Origin of the sequence: Pseudoalteromonas sp. SWN166 (genome assembly GCF_015864485.1) — a bacterium.
In the GTDB taxonomy this organism is placed as follows: domain Bacteria; phylum Pseudomonadota; class Gammaproteobacteria; order Enterobacterales; family Alteromonadaceae; genus Pseudoalteromonas.
Genome location: NZ_JADYXB010000042.1, coordinates 1 through 17,099 on the forward strand (window position 1 = coordinate 1; position 17,099 = coordinate 17,099).

General features: G+C 40.8%; 20 protein-coding genes. 1 reads left to right on the plus strand and 19 read right to left on the minus strand.

Translation table 11 applies throughout. From position 1 onward, the window contains the following. Nucleotides 1-166: 166 nt before the first annotated feature. The 19 genes from hflC to rpsJ form a co-directional block, all read right to left on the minus strand. Nucleotides 167-1,045, minus strand: coding sequence for a protease modulator HflC (gene hflC / locus I6F49_RS17605; protein WP_197181492.1), 879 nt, complete (start codon nucleotides 1,043-1,045; stop codon nucleotides 167-169). Between the two features lie 5 nt (nucleotides 1,046-1,050). Beyond that, nucleotides 1,051-2,220 (minus strand): FtsH protease activity modulator HflK, encoded by a 1,170-nt coding sequence (gene hflK, locus I6F49_RS17610; RefSeq protein ID WP_197181493.1) that lies wholly within the window; start codon nucleotides 2,218-2,220, stop codon nucleotides 1,051-1,053. 100 nt (nucleotides 2,221-2,320) lie between these two features. Further along, nucleotides 2,321-3,610 carry a ribosome rescue GTPase HflX gene (gene hflX, locus I6F49_RS17615; protein ID WP_197181494.1) on the minus strand — a complete coding sequence of 430 codons (1,290 nt, stop codon included), beginning with the start codon at nucleotides 3,608-3,610 and terminating at the stop codon, nucleotides 2,321-2,323. 15 nt (nucleotides 3,611-3,625) lie between these two features. Next, on the minus strand, nucleotides 3,626-3,889 hold the full coding sequence (gene hfq / locus I6F49_RS17620; protein ID WP_024597268.1) for an RNA chaperone Hfq: 264 nt from the start codon (nucleotides 3,887-3,889) through the stop codon (nucleotides 3,626-3,628). Between the two features lie 81 nt (nucleotides 3,890-3,970). Then, complete coding sequence (miaA, locus tag I6F49_RS17625) at nucleotides 3,971-4,888, minus strand: tRNA (adenosine(37)-N6)-dimethylallyltransferase MiaA (protein ID WP_197181495.1); 918 nt, start codon at nucleotides 4,886-4,888, stop codon at nucleotides 3,971-3,973. Nucleotides 4,889-4,898: 10 nt separating this feature from the next. Beyond that, the gene (gene mutL / locus I6F49_RS17630; protein WP_197181496.1) at nucleotides 4,899-6,746 is read right to left on the minus strand and encodes a DNA mismatch repair endonuclease MutL; all 1,848 of its coding nucleotides are present in this window, start codon (nucleotides 6,744-6,746) and stop codon (nucleotides 4,899-4,901) included. 32 nt (nucleotides 6,747-6,778) lie between these two features. Further along, nucleotides 6,779-8,122, minus strand: a complete 1,344-nt coding sequence (locus tag I6F49_RS17635) for an N-acetylmuramoyl-L-alanine amidase (RefSeq protein ID WP_197181497.1) — start codon at nucleotides 8,120-8,122, stop codon at nucleotides 6,779-6,781. Between the two features lie 27 nt (nucleotides 8,123-8,149). Next, a complete protein-coding gene (gene tsaE, locus I6F49_RS17640) occupies nucleotides 8,150-8,617 on the minus strand; it encodes a tRNA (adenosine(37)-N6)-threonylcarbamoyltransferase complex ATPase subunit type 1 TsaE (protein ID WP_197181498.1) in 468 nt (155 codons plus the stop codon). Between the two features lie 489 nt (nucleotides 8,618-9,106). Next, complete coding sequence (gene rpsQ / locus I6F49_RS17645) at nucleotides 9,107-9,364, minus strand: 30S ribosomal protein S17 (protein ID WP_002957888.1); 258 nt, start codon at nucleotides 9,362-9,364, stop codon at nucleotides 9,107-9,109. After that, nucleotides 9,364-9,555 (minus strand): 50S ribosomal protein L29, encoded by a 192-nt coding sequence (gene rpmC / locus I6F49_RS17650; RefSeq protein ID WP_002957889.1) that lies wholly within the window; start codon nucleotides 9,553-9,555, stop codon nucleotides 9,364-9,366. The genes rpsQ and rpmC overlap by 1 nt, the downstream gene beginning before the upstream one ends. Beyond that, complete coding sequence (gene rplP / locus I6F49_RS17655; RefSeq protein ID WP_002957890.1) at nucleotides 9,555-9,968, minus strand: 50S ribosomal protein L16; 414 nt, start codon at nucleotides 9,966-9,968, stop codon at nucleotides 9,555-9,557. The genes rpmC and rplP overlap by 1 nt, the downstream gene beginning before the upstream one ends. A gap of 12 nt (nucleotides 9,969-9,980) precedes the next feature. Next, nucleotides 9,981-10,682 (minus strand): 30S ribosomal protein S3, encoded by a 702-nt coding sequence (gene rpsC, locus I6F49_RS17660; RefSeq protein WP_002957891.1) that lies wholly within the window; start codon nucleotides 10,680-10,682, stop codon nucleotides 9,981-9,983. A gap of 11 nt (nucleotides 10,683-10,693) precedes the next feature. Further along, nucleotides 10,694-11,026 (minus strand): 50S ribosomal protein L22, encoded by a 333-nt coding sequence (gene rplV / locus I6F49_RS17665; protein ID WP_002957892.1) that lies wholly within the window; start codon nucleotides 11,024-11,026, stop codon nucleotides 10,694-10,696. Between the two features lie 13 nt (nucleotides 11,027-11,039). Continuing rightward, entirely contained in the window at nucleotides 11,040-11,318 is a 279-nt protein-coding gene (gene rpsS / locus I6F49_RS17670) for a 30S ribosomal protein S19 (RefSeq protein WP_004588689.1), read from the minus strand. Nucleotides 11,319-11,333: 15 nt separating this feature from the next. After that, the gene (rplB, locus tag I6F49_RS17675) at nucleotides 11,334-12,158 is read right to left on the minus strand and encodes a 50S ribosomal protein L2 (RefSeq protein ID WP_002957895.1); all 825 of its coding nucleotides are present in this window, start codon (nucleotides 12,156-12,158) and stop codon (nucleotides 11,334-11,336) included. A gap of 15 nt (nucleotides 12,159-12,173) precedes the next feature. Next, nucleotides 12,174-12,476: a 50S ribosomal protein L23 gene (gene rplW, locus I6F49_RS17680; protein WP_002957896.1), complete on the minus strand. Its 303-nt coding sequence runs from the start codon at nucleotides 12,474-12,476 to the stop codon at nucleotides 12,174-12,176. After that, on the minus strand, nucleotides 12,473-13,078 hold the full coding sequence (gene rplD, locus I6F49_RS17685; protein WP_002957897.1) for a 50S ribosomal protein L4: 606 nt from the start codon (nucleotides 13,076-13,078) through the stop codon (nucleotides 12,473-12,475). Before rplD ends, rplW begins: the two co-directional genes overlap by 4 nt. Before the next feature lie 17 nt (nucleotides 13,079-13,095). Further along, entirely contained in the window at nucleotides 13,096-13,731 is a 636-nt protein-coding gene (gene rplC, locus I6F49_RS17690) for a 50S ribosomal protein L3 (protein ID WP_002957898.1), read from the minus strand. A gap of 27 nt (nucleotides 13,732-13,758) precedes the next feature. Beyond that, nucleotides 13,759-14,070, minus strand: a complete 312-nt coding sequence (gene rpsJ, locus I6F49_RS17695; protein WP_002957900.1) for a 30S ribosomal protein S10 — start codon at nucleotides 14,068-14,070, stop codon at nucleotides 13,759-13,761. Nucleotides 14,071-14,651: 581 nt separating this feature from the next. On the opposite strand from rpsJ, the gene plsB reads away from it, so the two are divergent. Then, nucleotides 14,652-17,090, plus strand: a complete 2,439-nt coding sequence (gene plsB / locus I6F49_RS17700) for a glycerol-3-phosphate 1-O-acyltransferase PlsB (RefSeq protein ID WP_197181499.1) — start codon at nucleotides 14,652-14,654, stop codon at nucleotides 17,088-17,090. The last annotated feature ends 9 nt before the right edge of the window (nucleotides 17,091-17,099 follow it).

Sequence of the window (17,099 nt, forward strand, 5' to 3'; positions counted from 1 at the left end):
CGAGAGCGAGTGAAACGTTATATTCTTCCAGAAAAAAGAAAACGGCCCAAAAGTAGGACCGTTCGAATTTCAAAAACTCGGTACACCATTAAGTCAAAACATGCTTAACTGAATGGTGTTACCGCAAATGCGAGGCTTTTTAACTTTTAAATAATTAAGGTGAAGCTTATTGAGCTTTAGCACCTTTCATATATTGGAAGAAGTCGCTATCTGGTGAAAGCACCATAACGTCTTGCTTATTTTTAAAAGTCTTTTTGTAAGCTTCAAGCGAACGTACAAAACTAAAGAACTCAGGGTCCTTGTTATACGCATTGGCATAAATACCTGCGGCATCAGCATCACCTTGACCACGTACAGAACGCGCATTACGCTCTGCATCGGCAAGCATTACTGTTACACGACGGTCAACACCCGCACGAATAGTCTCGGCTTTTTCCTGACCTTCAGAACGATGCTCTTTTGCAACAGCAGTACGCTCAGCGCGCATACGTTGGTAAATAGAGCTACTTACTTCTTGTGGTAGGTTAATTTGCTTAACACGTACGTCTAACACTTCAATTCCTAGCTCACGCGCGCTTTCAGAAGCTTGTACTAACGCTTCTTCCATTAACTCGCTACGCTCACCTGATACAATTTCGCGAATTGTACGTGTACCAAAGTTTGTACGAAGACCATTGTTTACTTTTTGCTTAAGTAGCGTTTCAGCATATTGCTTATCACCACGGGCACGTAAGTAAAAAGCACTAAAGTCGTTAACGCGCCATTTTACAAACGAATCAACTATTAAGTCTTTTTTCTCACTAGTAACAAAGCGGTCTGGTGCGCCATCTAGCGTTTGAATACGTGCATCAATGCGACGCACTTGGCTAAAAAATGGCACCTTAAATTGCAGGCCTGGACCATATACAATCGCTTTATCGTCGCTATCTTTTTGTACTTTACTGAATAACATTACAATTGCTTTTTGCCCTTCAGGTACAACAAATACCGACGAGAAAGACATAACAATGGCAGCTAATAGTATTACTAAACTAAAGTTTTTCATTATGATTATCTCCCATCATTAAAGCGGTCGTTGTTAAAGCGGTCATTACCACTGTTAACAGAGCTATTGCGTGACGTATTTACCTTATTACGTAAATCTTGAATATCACTTGAACTTGGAAGTGCAACGCGTGTTGCTGTCCCTTGCTTATCCATGATCTTATCAAGTGGTAAATAAATCATGTTATTACCGCCTTTCACATCAACCAGTACTTTAGAGCTGCTACCTAACACTTCTTCCATTGCATCGATGTATAAGCGCTCACGAGTAACTTCTTTAGCTGCTTGATATTCAGGTAATAGCTTTTCAAAGCGAGCTACCTCACCTTGCGCTTCTAATGTAATACGTTCTTGGTAACCTTCAGCTTCTTGAGTCATACGCGTTACTTGACCACGAGCACGCGGTTCAATTTCACGAGCATATGCTTCTGCTTCACGGATGAAACGTTCTTCATCTTCTTGTGCAGCAATCGCATCATCAAATGCATCTTTAACTTCAGTTGGCGGACGAGAATCTTTAAAGTTCACGTCAGTCACAATTAAGCCTAAGTTATATGGTTCGATGATCTTATTAAGCTCATCCCATGTATTTTGACGAACAACCTCACGGCCGTTAGTTAATACTTGGTCCATTTTTGCATGGCCCACAACATAGCGTAATGCACTATCAAGCGCTTCTTCTAAGCTACTATCAGCGTTAGTTACGCTAAATTGATAAAGGTATGGGTCAATAACGCGGTACTGCACCTGAAACTCAACGCTTACTACGTTTTCGTCTTCAGTAAGCATAAAACCAGAAGCCGATAATGAACGAACTGCTTCAATATCTACTGGGATTACCGTTTCAATGAATGTCATTTTCCAACGCAGACCAGGATCAGCAATTCGGTCATATTTACCAAATTGAAGAACCACACCACGCTCGGCTTCTTTAACCGTATAAATACCACTTAACGCCCATACAATAATGGCGATAATAAGTATGAATGAAATACCGGCTCCGCCAAGTCCACCGCCGCTACCATTGCCGGATTTTTTCCCGCCAAATAAGCCGCCGAACTTGTTACTAAACTTGCGGAACACCTCGTCTAAATCAGGTGGGCCTTGATCACGTCCGCCTTTATTATTCCACGGATCTTTGTCATTGCCATTATTACCCGGTTCATTCCAGGCCATAGCTATACTCCATTGTTATCTAAATAAATTAGGAAATTGTGTTAAATCTAACAAATCTACCGCGTTTCTCATACAAAAACCGACATTAAAACGTCAATTTTTAATCTTGGTAGATAAAACCAGCAATTTCAGGACCAAATTCTTTAATTAAACGATTCCACTCAACCATTGGCATTCTAACATCTAACAGCCAATTACCTTGCTCATCAAATCGCTCTTCATGTACTGCATTTAAACTAAACAATGCAGCTCTTAAGCGACCATATAATGGCGTAAGAAATAATGTTTCGTTAAACATCTTCTTAGCAAGTAGCTCACTAATAGCCTCACTAAGTAGTTCACACCCTTCACCAGTCTGAGCACTAAGCCATACTCTTATAGGTTGGCCTTCGTCATCGCGATCAATACGTGGGCTTACATTATCCAGCGCATCAATTTTATTATAAATTAATAACTGTGGTACTTCATCGGCTTCAATTTCTTTAAGCACCGATTGTACTTGTTCAATATTTTCTTGAAGACGAGAGTCTGCTGCATCAATTACATGCAACTGTAAATCAGCTTCACGGGTTTCTGTTAGTGTAGCTTTAAAAGCAGCAACTAAGTCATGCGGTAAATGACGAATAAAGCCCACTGTATCAGCCAAAATAACAGGACCAACATCACCTAACTCAAGCTTACGTAAAGTAGGGTCAAGCGTTGCAAACAACTGATCGGCTGCGTATACATCTGAGTTTGTAATTCGATTAAATAATGTAGATTTACCCGCATTGGTATAGCCAACTAACGATACCGTAGGGATTTCGTTACGTGTACGAGCTCGCCTACCTTGTTCGCGCTGCACCGCTACTTTAGCTAAACGCGCACGGATATTTTGAATACGAGCACGAAGTAATCGTCTGTCCGTTTCAAGTTGGGTTTCACCAGGTCCACGTAAACCAATCCCGCCTTTTTGGCGTTCCAGATGGGTCCAGCCTCGAATTAATCGAGTCGACATATGGCGAAGTTGTGCCAGTTCAACTTGCAGCTTACCCTCATGGGTGCGTGCACGTTGGGCAAAAATATCAAGAATTAGTGTCGTTCTATCAAGCACGCGACACTGACAAACACGCTCTAAATTACGCTCTTGTGATGGTCTGAGTTGATGATTAAAAATTACGACATCTGCATTGTGGATTTTAACAATCTCAGCTATTTCTTCTGCTTTACCGGTACCGACGAATAGTTTCGGATGTGGTGCTTGACGGCTGCCTTGCACAACCGCCAAACTACTAACACCAGCAGAAGATACCAACATTTCTAATTCATGAAGATCTTCACGATCTCCTTCCTTAGGCAAGTCGATATGAACTAAAATTGCATGTTCGCCGGATTCATAGCGGTCAAACAAACATTATGCTCCTAATTAAAAGTTTCCAGCTTCTGCCTCTTCAGTGTCTTCACTCCCTTGAACTGCTTGGAAGTTAACTGCGCGAGCAGGGACAACTGTTGAAATTGCATGCTTATAAACCATTTGATTTACTGTGTTCTCTAGTAAAATAACAAATTGGTCAAATGACTGAATTTTGCCTTGTAATTTTATGCCATTTACCAAAAAGATTGATACTGGAATGCGCTCACGACGTAGTGCATTCAAAAATGGGTCTTGTAACGATTGGCCTTTTGCCATGTTATTATTCCTTCGTTCTAGGTGTTATTATAATTAAGTGGCTGAACTTATTTAATTAAACTAAATAATATTCAACTACTACTAGCTTAGCGAACTTACTACACGATGCAAGTTTTCTTCGTCACCCGTTGTTAACCAAGTAACATCAGGCCAACTACGAAGCCACGTTAACTGACGTTTTGCCAATTGACGTGTTGCTGCGATGCCACGAAAAACCATTTCATCATGGTTTGTTTCACCCGCAAGGTAATCCCACATTTGTCTATAACCAACACAACGAATAGAAGGCATATTGGGGTGTAAATCCTTACGTAGATATAGGGTCGAAACTTCATTTTCAAACCCCTGATCAATCATTATTTTAAACCTTTCTTCAATTCGGCGGTGTAATTCGCTGCGTTCTTGCGGTGCAATCGCAAATTGATGAAAAGTATAAGGTAAAGCCGGCTGTTTTTGCTTTTGCAACTCAGTCATGGTCTTACCAGTTAACTTATAAACCTCTAAAGCTCGATTAATTCTTTGTGAATCATTTTCACTTATTTTTTCGGCTGCTTTTGGGTCAACTTTAGCTAATTCTTTATATAAATGAGGCCAGCCAAATTCTTCAGCTTGCGCTTCTATTTCTGCTCTTATCGCTGTATCTGCTTCAGGTAATGGTGATAAACCTTCAATTAAAGATTTGAAGTACAACATTGTACCTCCAACCAATACAGGCACTTTACCTTGTCTATGAAATTCGTCAATTTTTTGTACTGCATCGCGCCTAAAATCAGCCACTGAATATGTTTCACTCGGGTCAAGTAAGTCAATCAGATGATGTGGAGCTTTAGCTAGTTCTTCGGCATCGGGTTTTGCAGTACCAATGTTCATATCTTTATACACTAACGCTGAATCAACGCTGATTATTTCTGTATTTAAATGCTCGCACAGTGAGATTGCCAATGCTGTTTTACCCGCAGCAGTTGGACCCATTAAAAATATGACTGGTAAATTACTCAACACTGATACCTTAATCTAATTGCATTAAATAGTGATTTAGCTCTATTTTAACTGCTTTTGCGCGCAAGCGTTCAATAGTTTGCGGATTATTTTGTAAGCGCATTTGTTGCGCTAAAAACACATTGCTTAAATAAAACCGGGTCGGGACACAGTTCATTTGCCACTCTAACCAATTTTCTATATTTGCAAGCTGTGCTTTACATGCATTAAGTAGCTCACCTACCGCTGCACTTACATCAAGTAAATATAAACACGTTGGTAATTTTTTAACCATTACAAACTGTTTTTCTATTACCAGTTCAAAACCAAGTAAGGTAAACCACGATTGTTGGGCCTCTATAAGCAAGCAATCTTCTTTTTCTAGATTTACTCGTACAGGTAACAAAAGAGCTTTCCCTTCTAAACTGCCAAACTCTTTAATTTGATTATGCCAGTCATCAACTAATGCATATTTAAAATGTGAGCAATACAATTGCTGCTCTTCACTAAATACACACATACCTTCACTAACACTAATAATAGAAACAGCCTGTAAAACATTCCTAGCAGACTCTACCTCGTTTTGTGTTGTTGGTAAATTTGTTACATTGTCAAAATGCGCAGCGTGTTGCTCACTGACACCTTGATAGAAAGCATTTACATCATGGTGACTCGTATTTGGTGTAGCCCGATATCCCCCATTACCTCCGCCCGTTCTAGCGCCTGATGATGAGCTACCAGCACTTCCAGAATAAGAGGGCTGTAATTGTGATTTAGGATAATCAAACACGGCTTCGCTCTGAATATTATTAGCAGTGCTATGCGTTGTTCCCATGAACGCTGGCACGGACTCAGTTTCGGTGTTCACAGGTTCGTTACTAAATTCGCCTTGCAGTGGTACTACTACCTGCTTAATGGCTTGCAATATAAAATCATGAATTAAGCGCCCTTGATGAAAGCGCACTTCATGCTTAGCAGGGTGCACATTTACATCAACCTGTCGTGGGTCTATATCAATATAAATGACAAAACCGGGTAATTCTTGTGTTCCGCTTACTTCTTCAAATGCCTGGCGTATAGCATGCAAAATAAGCTTATCGCGCATCATACGATTATTCACATAAGTATACTGAGTAGTATTAGCTGAACCTACAGGTAGCACCCAACCATGCAGCTGTAAGCCACCCTCTCCTGATTGAATATGCAAACCTTGCTCAGCAAAAGCCTTACCTGCAACTTGCGCTACACGTGTAATAGCCTGAGAGGGATCTGTCTTCGCACGATACTGCCTTACTACTTTTTCGTTGTGAGTTAGTGTAATAGAGACATCAAAGCGACTAAGCGCAATACGCTTTATCAACTCATCAATATGGCTAAATTCAGTTTTTTCGGTACGCAAGAATTTACGACGAGCTGGGGTGTTAAAAAATAAATCTTTTACTTCAATGGTTGTGCCATCAGGGTGCGCTACTGGTTTTACTTGCACGGCCATATCGCGACCTTCTGCAAATGCTTGCCAAGCAGCTTCTTGATCTTTTGGTTTTGAGCTCAGCGTTAAACGCGATACAGAGCTAATTGACGCAAGCGCTTCGCCTCTAAAACCAAGTGAACAAATATTTTCGAGATCATCAAGCGACTTTAATTTACTGGTAGCATGGCGAGAAAGTGCAAGCGTTAGCTCATCTTTACTTATCCCTGAGCCGTTGTCGCGAATACGAATAAGCTTATGACCACCACGCTCTATATCTATTTGAATACGTGTAGCACCAGCATCTAAACTGTTTTCGACCAACTCTTTTACTACCGACGCAGGACGCTCTACCACTTCGCCTGCGGCAATTTGGTTAGCTAAACGCGCGGGTAATATTTCAATATTCATTAATTTCCTAACAGATATATTTTAGTGATGATTTAGCTTTGCGGTATATCGAGCTCTTGCCCAATAAATAAAGTATTAGAGCTAAGCTTATTAACTTGTTTTAATTTAGTGACCGTAATGCCATAGCGACTCGCCAACATACTTAAAGACTCACCCGGGCGGACTTTATGTTTTGTTGGGTATTGCGATTTTAATTTTGCAAATAAAGAATCATCGGGTGGATTTTTTAAATAATAATTTTTAATTGAAGTAAATATAGCTTTAGCCAAACGCTCTTGATGATTAGCGCTTTTAAGTAGCTTTTCCTCACGCGGGTTAGATATAAACCCTGTTTCTACTAAAATAGACGGAATATCTGGTGATTTAAGTACAGCGAGACTCGCATGTTGCGGATCTTTTTTATGGAGCTTAGCCACTTTACGTAGCTCTTTAACCACTTCGTCGGCTACATTTAAGCCGGTTTTCATAGAGTGGTCCATCGACATATCAAGCAGCGCCTGTGCTAAGTATTTTTCGTTAGCGGCATCTTTCATTACGTCGGCAGCACCACCTAAAAGCTCAGAATGCTTTTCCTTATCTTCTATCCATTTACCTATTTCTGAATTAGCTCGCCTTAATGACAAAACCCAAACAGAAGCACCATTTGGCCCAGGGCTTGTAAATGCATCCGCGTGAATAGAAACAAAAAAGTCAGCCTTTTTCTCACGAGCTCGATTAGTACGGGTATTTAATTTTACAAAATAGTCACCGCTTCGTACCATACGCGAAATCATTCCGCGTTCACCATCAATCATACGCTCTAAACGTTTTGCAATTTGCAGTGTTACCGTTTTTTCGTACGTACCAGAGGGCCCAATTGAACCGGGATCTTCACCGCCATGGCCCGCATCAATTGCAATAACAATATCGCGTTCTTGGCTTAGTTGGCGGTTTTTGGCTGCAGTTTGAGCTGGAGAGACAACTACAGCAGCTTGGCTTTTATTGTATAAATCAACAACAAGTCTATTTTTATAAGGGCCTGTAGGCGCTAAAGCAAATACAACGGGCTTTACTGGTGTACTTAACTCAAACACTAAACGTACGCTTTGTTTATTTTTAGGTTTTGAGTAACGTAATTTACTTACTATTTGATGTTTTGGTGGCACACCAGGTAGTATTTTTAACTCGCTGGTATTTTCTAAATCAATCACCAAACGGCTAGGGTTTTTAAGCATAAAATAGCTAAAGTCGGGTTTATCATTTAAATCAAATACTACACGCGTACTATCTGGGGATGGCCAAACACGTGCACTATTGATTGTATTTTTAGCCCACAGCGGCAAGCTTATGGTAATAACCATAAGGTAAATAAAGAGTTTAACTACACCTCGGCTCATTTGATAATTACTGCCTTAACTATATTATTATTTGTTATTTAGTTTTTCGACAATTGCTACACCGCGCTCACTAGCACTATTAATAACAATTTTACGCTCGTTACCCACATAGCTTAGAGTAATATCTAAATCAGGCACAGGAATAAATTCGCCACCCTTTTCTGGCCATTCAACAACACAAATTGCATCTGGTGAAAAATAATCACGTATTCCCATGTATTCAAGTTCTTCAGGATCACCTAAGCGGTACAAATCAAAGTGATAAACATTTGCGCGTTCGAGTTCATAAGGTTCTACAAGTGTATATGTTGGACTTTTAACCTTACCTGTATGGCCAAAACCATGTACCACACCTCGTGTAAACGTTGTCTTACCCGCACCCAAATCACCATGCAAATAAATCACCGCACCTTGCTCGATAATATCAGCAACACGGTTACCCATTGAGACCGTGGCTACTTCATCAGTTAAATGAAATTCAAAACTACGCGTCATTACTACCTCAAAAATTCATTCAAAAGCGCATATTTGCTAATCATACCAGAATATTAATTTAAGGCGATAAATTGAAGTTTCAGGCATAAAAAAACCGGATAAACTTATAATCAAAGCGGTATTTGGATATCTATTTTTCGATACTTTGAAACTGTATCATTACAATCAAATAAGGTAAGTGAATTTTTTGGCTAGAAGACAGTAAAAGAAAAGTAACACCACTAATTAGACAACTAAATGCATGCGTTAAAGTAACTGAAATATGAAGCCTTATTATCTTATTTTTCTGCTCCAGCAGCCAACCCTACTAACAAAACATAACTGCTACACGAAACTCCAGCCACTCCCTAAATACCTTTCATATTTTCAGGTGAAAGGGCTGAATTCAAGTAAGTACGCTCAACTTTGTACGCAATTTACAGCAGCTTTAAATACAAAAAGCCCCAGCTAATGCCGGGGCTTTTTTACAAAACTAACTTAATTAAAAAATTAAGCTTGTTTTGGACTAGAAATAACGTCTACTAAAGTCCAAGATTTATTCTTAGAAATTGGTGCGCATTCACGGATAGTAACTACGTCACCCGCTTTTGCTGTGTTATTTTCGTCATGTACGTGTAACTTAGTCGTACGTTTAATGAATTTCCCATAGATTGGGTGCTTCACGTAACGTGCGATAGCGATAGTGAAAGATTTTTCCATCTTGTCGCTGATTACACGGCCTTGAAGAGTACGAATTTTATCGCTCATTATTGACCTGCCTTCTGGTTAATAACTGTTTTTACACGCGCGATATCGCGGCGTACTGTTCTTAGCGTGTGTGTCTGAGCTAACTGACCAGTGCTAGCTTGCATGCGCATATTAAATTGCTCACGAAGTAGTCCTAGAAGTTCAGCATTAAGCTCTTCTACGCTTTTGTCTTTTAGTTCGCTAGCTTTCATCACATTACCGTCCGAGTTACGAAAGTTGTTTTGAATGGCAATTTACGAGCAGCAAGGTCGAATGCTTCACGAGCAAGCTCTTCTGAAACACCTTCCATTTCGTAAAGTACTTTACCAGGCTGAATTTCAGCAACCCAATATTCAACAGAACCTTTACCTTTACCCATACGAACTTCAAGAGGTTTTTCTGTAATCGGTTTGTCAGGGAAGACACGAATCCAGATTTTACCTTGACGTTTCACGTGACGCGTCATAGCACGACGAGCTGCTTCGATTTGACGAGCAGTCATACGGCCACGGCCAGTTGCTTTCAATCCGAAAGTACCGAAGCTTACTTTGTTACCGTTTTGCGCTAAACCGCGGTTGCGGCCTTTGTGCATTTTACGGAATTTTGTACGTTTTGGCTGTAACATTAGTCGCTACCTCTACTTAGCACTTTTCTTGGCTTTCTTTGGTGCGCGTTTAGCTGGCTTCTCTTGCTCTTGTACTAGTGGTAAACCACCAATAACTTCGCCTTTGAAGATCCAAACTTTAACACCAATGATACCATAAGTGGTTAAGGCTTCAGAAGTTGCGTAATCGATATCAGCACGAAGAGTATGTAGAGGTACACGACCTTCACGATACCATTCTGAACGTGCGATTTCAGCGCCGCCAAGACGACCGCTAACTTCAACTTTAATCCCTTTAGAACCGATGCGCATTGCATTTTGTACCGAACGCTTCATAGCGCGACGGAACATAACACGACGTTCTAGTTGAGAGGCAATGCCGTCTGCTACTAGTTGTGCATCTAGTTCTGGTTTACGTACTTCAGAGATATTAATCTGAGCAGGTACACCAGCGATTTTAGTTACCGCTTGACGTAATTTTTCTACGTCTTCGCCTTTTTTACCGATAACAACACCCGGACGAGCCGTGTGGATTGTTACTCGGATTGATTTTGCTGGACGCTCAATAACGATTTTAGACACAGAAGCCGTTTTCAATTCCTTTGTAAGGAATGTACGAACTTTGTGATCGCCAAAAAGCTGTGCAGAGAAATCTTTTGAACTCGCGTACCAGGTAGAAACCCAAGGTTTAGATATACCTAGGCGAATACCAGTAGGATGAACTTTTTGTCCCATTACTTATACTCCTAGCTATCTGAAACCATAACAGTGATATGGCTTGTACGCTTAAGGATGCGGTCTGCGCGTCCTTTAGCACGAGGCATAATACGTTTCATTGTAGGACCATCGTCCACAAAGATCGTTGTTATACGAAGCTCATCAATGTCAGCACCTTCGTTATGCTCTGCGTTAGCAATAGCAGACTCAAGTACTTTCTTAACTAATACAGCGGCTTTCTTAGGGCTGTACGCCAGGATTTCTAGTGCGCGATCTACAGGTAACCCGCGGATCTGATCTGCAACTAGACGTGCTTTTTGCGCCGAACCAGAGGCGAATTTATGTTTAGCTAATGCTTGCATTTATCTTCCCCTCTTATCGTTTCTTCGCTTTCTTATCCGCAGCATGGCCACGGTAAGTGCGAGTTGGTGCAAATTCACCTAGTTTGTGACCGATCATTTCGTCAGAAACGAAAACTGGTACGTGCTGGCGACCATTATGGACAGCAATGGTCAATCCGATCATGTTAGGTATGATCATTGAACGACGGCTCCAAGTTTTAATTGGCTTTTTCTCACCGCTTTCCAAAGCTTTCTCTACCTTCTTCAGCAAGTGTAGGTCTATAAAAGGACCCTTCTTGAGAGAGCGTGGCATGGCTATTCCTCAATATTACTTAGTACGACGACGTACTATAAATTTATCCGTACGCTTGTTCTTACGCGTCTTCGCACCTTTAGTCGGTTTACCCCATGGAGACACAGGATGACGACCACCAGATGTACGACCTTCACCACCACCGTGTGGGTGATCTACCGGGTTCATGGCAACACCACGAACTGTCGGACGAATACCACGCCAGCGATTTGCACCTGCTTTACCAAGTGAACGAAGCATATGCTCAGCATTGCCTACTTCACCTAGAGTCGCACGACAATCAGATTCAACTTTACGAACTTCGCCTGAACGAAGACGTAATGTTACATATTGACCATCACGAGCAAGGATTTGAACGTATGCACCAGCAGAACGTGCTATTTGAGCACCTTTACCTGGTTTTAATTCTACGTTGTGAACAGTCGAACCTACAGGCATATTACGCATTGGTAATGCATTACCAGGTTTGATTGGTGCATCAACACCAGACTGGATTGCATCGCCAGCTTTTAAGCCTTTAGGTGCGATAATGTAACGACGCTCACCGTCTGCATATAATACAAGAGCGATGTTTGCGCTACGATTTGGATCGTATTCTAAACGTTCAACAGTAGCTGGAATGCCATCTTTAGTACGTTTAAAATCGATTAAACGGTAGTGTTGTTTATGACCACCACCGATATGACGAACCGTAATACGACCATTGTTATTACGACCACCTGATTTAGAGTTTTTCTCTAAAAGTGGTGCGTATGGCTTACCCTTATGTAGATCAGAGTTAACCACTTTAACTAGGTGACGACGGCCCGCAGAAGTAGGCTTACACTTTTGAAGTGCCATAATTCTATCCCCTTATTACTCGGCGCCGCCGACAAAGTCTAGCTCGCTGCCTTCTTTAAGAGTAACGTAAGCTTTCTTCCAGTCGCTACGACGACCGAAACGTGCGCCAGTACGTTTTGTTTTACCCTTAACGTTAAGTGTGCGAACACCAGTTACTTCTACTTCAAAAAGCTTCTCAACTGCTACTTTAATTTCAGCTTTAGTTGCGTCATTTACTACTTTGAAAACAATAGTATTGTTTTCTTCAGCAGCAATTGTGCTTTTTTCAGAGATATGTGGAGCAAGGATCACTTTTAAAAGACGTTCTTCGCGAATCATGCTAGCGCCTCCTCAAGTTGCTTAACAGCAGCGGCTGTAATAAGTACCTTATCGAAAGCAATTAAGCTTACAGGATCGATACCAGCTACATCACGCGTGTCAACCTTATAAAGGTTACGTGCCGATAAGAAAAGATTTTCATCTACTTCTTCAGTCACGATAAGAACATCTTTAAGCTCAAGTTCTTTAAGCTTAGCAACTAGTTCTTTAGTTTTTGGTGCTGCTAGAGCAAAACTTTCAACAACGATTAAACGCTCTTGACGAACTAATTCAGATAAGATGCTTTTAATCGCACCACGGTACATTTTACGGTTTACTTTTTGGCTGTGGTCTTGTGGTTTAGCTGCAAAGCTAACGCCACCTGAACGCCAAATTGGGCTACGGATTGTACCGGCACGTGCACGGCCAGTACCTTTTTGAGCCCATGGTTTTTTACCACCACCGCTTACTTCAGAACGTGTCTTCTGAGCACGAGTACCTTGACGAGCGCCTGCTGCGTATGCAACAACTACTTGATGTACTAATGCTTCGTTAAACTCACGTCCAAAAGTAGCTTCAGAAACTTCAAGACCGCCAGAAGCGTCTTTAATTGCTAATTCCATCACTAAATCTCCAGGACTTATGCTTTAACAGCTGGTTTAACGATAACGTCACCGCCAATAGCTCCAGGTACTGCACCCTTAACTAAAAGCAAATTACGCTCAGCGTCAACGCGAACTAGTTCTAAGTTTTGAGTCGTTACACGCTCAGCACCCATATGACCGGCCATTTTCTTACCTTTAAACACCTTACCAGGTGATTGGTTTTGACCGATTGAACCAGGAGCACGGTGAGATAGAGAGTTACCATGTGTAGCGTCTTGCATGCTGAAATTCCAGCGCTTAACACCACCTTGGAAACCTTTACCTTTAGAAGTACCGGTTACGTCAACCTTGTTGATTTCGTTGAATAATTCAACAGTAAGCTCAGCGCCTACTTCAAAATCGCCTTCACCACCGTTAAGGCGGAATTCCCACAGACCGCGACCCGCTTCAACACCAGCTTTAGCGAAATGACCCGCTTTAGCTTTGTTTACACGACTTGCTTTTTTAGTGCCTGCGGTTACTTGAAGCGCGTTATAACCGTCTGTTGCGTCAGATTTGATCTGAGCAATGCGGTTAGGTGTCGCTTCAATAACTGTCACAGGGATAGATACACCATCTTCAGTGAAGATTCGTGTCATACCCACTTTACGACCGACTAGACCTAATGCCATTTTCCTAAAACCTCTCTAATCTTTCGATTAACCCAGGCTGATTTGAACATCAACACCAGCAGCAAGATCTAAACGCATAAGCGCGTCTACAGTCTTGTCAGTTGGTTCTACGATGTCAATCAGACGTTTATGGGTGCGGATCTCGTACTGATCACGCGCATCTTTATTAACGTGCGGTGAAGTTAGTACAGTAAAACGTTCAAAGCGTGTAGGTAGTGGAATTGGTCCACGTACTTGTGCGCCAGTGCGTTTCGCAGTTTCCACGATTTCTGCCGTTGATTGGTCAATCAAACGGTGGTCAAAAGCTTTTAGGCGAATACGAATGCGTTGATTTGACATTCTTAACCTCAATATAAAGAGCATATAAAAGAGCATAAAAAAACGACCGAAACAATCTTAAAACTTAAGATGCCGGCTGTTTGATTATATCTACGTTGAGTTCCAAATCGGAACTCCTGTTTATTAGCTTGAAATCCAAGCTTAATTTATCCTTTCTAATTCCCAGAGGAATTTTGAAAGCCTGCGTATTATAGAGGTATTGGTGATAAATGCAACAACTATTTAGAAACAATACAATGGCTGTAAATTTGATTAAATAAGCGTCCATAAATGCTTACTCGCTATACTTGAACTAATAGCCCTACTTGCTAGTCAATAAACAAGTTAACACCTTAATTACGCAAACTAAGTGATTTTTAGATATTATGGTATCCTACTGCGCTAATTTTGCCTTTAATATCAATTCGCTTAATAAAGTGAGCTATTTTGAGGCTGGAAAAACGTGTTGATAGCTAGGCAAAAAACTCGCTATTTAGTTGTTCTAAATGAGAATTTTTTAACGCAGGTAGCGACACGTTTAGCCCCGCAAAATGATTAAGTATTATTGCGGATTGGTATAATACTCTCAATATGGTGAGTCGATGCGTATTTTTAATTATTGTTTAAATGTTATGTCTGCTGGATTTAGCCGCTTATTTGTGAAAAGCAAAGTGCTGCCAGAAAATCCTATTAAACAGTATGATCTAAACCCTGAGTATCCTACATTTTATATAGTGCGCCTAAATTCGCGATTTGATTTAGCCGCCCTTGCACATGCTTGTAAAAAAAATGGCCTACCTAGTCCAACCGAAGAGCAAGTATTAGGCAACCAAAATTTAGACCGCTTTATTGGCATTAAAAACCCGCCGCCACTGTTTGGTGATGAAGCTAAGCCAACCAATGCTTTAGCTCAAGGTAAGCAAATTATTGAGTACCTCATACAAAGCGGACAGCAAAATGTACAAGTTGTTCCGGTAACTATTTTATGGGGACGCGACCCAGGCAAAGAAAAGCCAGGATTGCGCACTTTAATCACGCACTCCCTAACTCCTAGCTGGTTTAGAAAGATTTTTGTCGTGTTGTTTTCAGGTCGCGATAACTTTATTCGCTTTAGTCAGCCTCTCGACTTATCGCTGTTAGTGAATGAGAAAGCAGACGTAAGTGAATTACCACATAAGTTGTTACGTGTTGCACGTGTACATTTTAAGCGTCAAAAACTTGCAGCTACGGGCCCTAAAATGCCCTCTCGCGAGCAATTATTTAATTCATTATTAGCATCACCTACAATAAAAAAAGCAATTCAAGATGAAGCTAAAGCTAAAAATATCAGTCAAGCCGAAGCGCGCCAAAATGCACTTAAGCTACTTGATGAAATAGCGGCTAATTACTCTGAGGCGATGATACGTGTAGCTGAAAGGTTTTTAACCTGGTTGTGGAATAAGCTTTATAACGGTATAGACATTAAACATGCTGAACAAATTCATGAGCTAACCGATAAAGGCCATGAAATTATTTATATGCCTTGTCATCGTAGCCACATGGACTACTTACTGCTTACCTACTCTATTTATCATTTAGGTTTAGTGCCACCGCATATTGCTGCGGGTGTAAATCTTAACTTTTTCCCTGCTGGCGGTATATTTAGACGCTCAGGCGCATTTTTTATTCGTCGCTCGTTTGCCGGCAATAAGCTTTACTCAGCCATATTTAAAGAGTATTTAAGCCAGCTATTTATCAAAGGCTACTCTGTTAAATTTTATACGGAAGGTGGACGAAGCCGTACTGGGCGTTTGCTACCGCCTAAAACCGGCATGCTCTCAATGACCTTACAAGCCATGCTGCGCGGAATAGACAGACCTATATCTATTGTTCCTGTGTATATTGGCTATGAGCATGTAATGGAAATTAATACTTATCTTAAAGAACTAGATGGTAAAGATAAAAAAGGCGAATCTATTTTTGGAATTTTTAAGGCAATCAAAAACCTTAAAAACTACGGCCGTGGTAATTTAAACTTTGGTGACCCAATCTCTATAAACCAATATTTAAACGATAACCAACCAGATTGGCGAGACTCAATACACCCAACTGATGTACAAAAGCCACAATGGTTAGCACCACAAGTAACTAAACTTGCCGACCAAGTGATGGTTAAAATTAATAATGCGGCAGCGCTTAATGCGGTTAACTTACTAGCGATGATATTGCTGGTTAACGATAAACAAGCATTGAGCAAACCAAAGCTATTAGCACAACTTGATTTTTACCTGCGTTTACAACGCGACGCTAGCTACAGCGATAAAGTAACAGCCCCAGACGAAACGCCAGAGCAATTACTAACGCATGCATTAAAGCTTAATAAGTTTGAGGTAATAAGTGATGAGTTTGGCGAAATCATTACGATTAGCGATAAAGAAAAAGTATTGTTTAATTACTACCGAAACAATATTTTGCACTTGTTTGCAGTACCAAGCTTAATTGCGTTGCACTTATTTAAGCAACACAGCACGACCATTGAGCAATGCCAGCAACTTGTAAAAACGTTTTATCCGTTATTTGCCAAAGAGTGGTACTTGCAGCCTCTTGATGAAAACTACATAACACGTATTTTAGCGAACTTTGCAGATCAAAACTTAATTGAGTTTGATGGTGACAATATTCATATAACAAACGGTAATGACTGCTTAGCTAAGCTAGAAATGCTTGGGCGAGCACTTAGCTTTACTCTGCAACGATACGCTATTGTGATTGGTTTTATTCAAACAAGTGATGGCATTGAAAAAGCTGAGCTAGAGCGAGAAAGCCAAGTGTTAGCGCAACGTTTAGGCACACTGCATGGTATTAAAACACCCGAGTTTTTTGACAAAAAAGTACTTGTTAGTTTTATTGAAAACTTACGTGGTGAATCATTAATAACAGAAGGTGATAAAGGCTTAGTAGGTAGTACACAACTTTGTGAAACCTATGCACACCTTAAAACATTACTGCCAGCACGCGTCTGGCAGTCAATCAGCGATATAGTACAAGATCAGTGTAACTAGTACTCAATC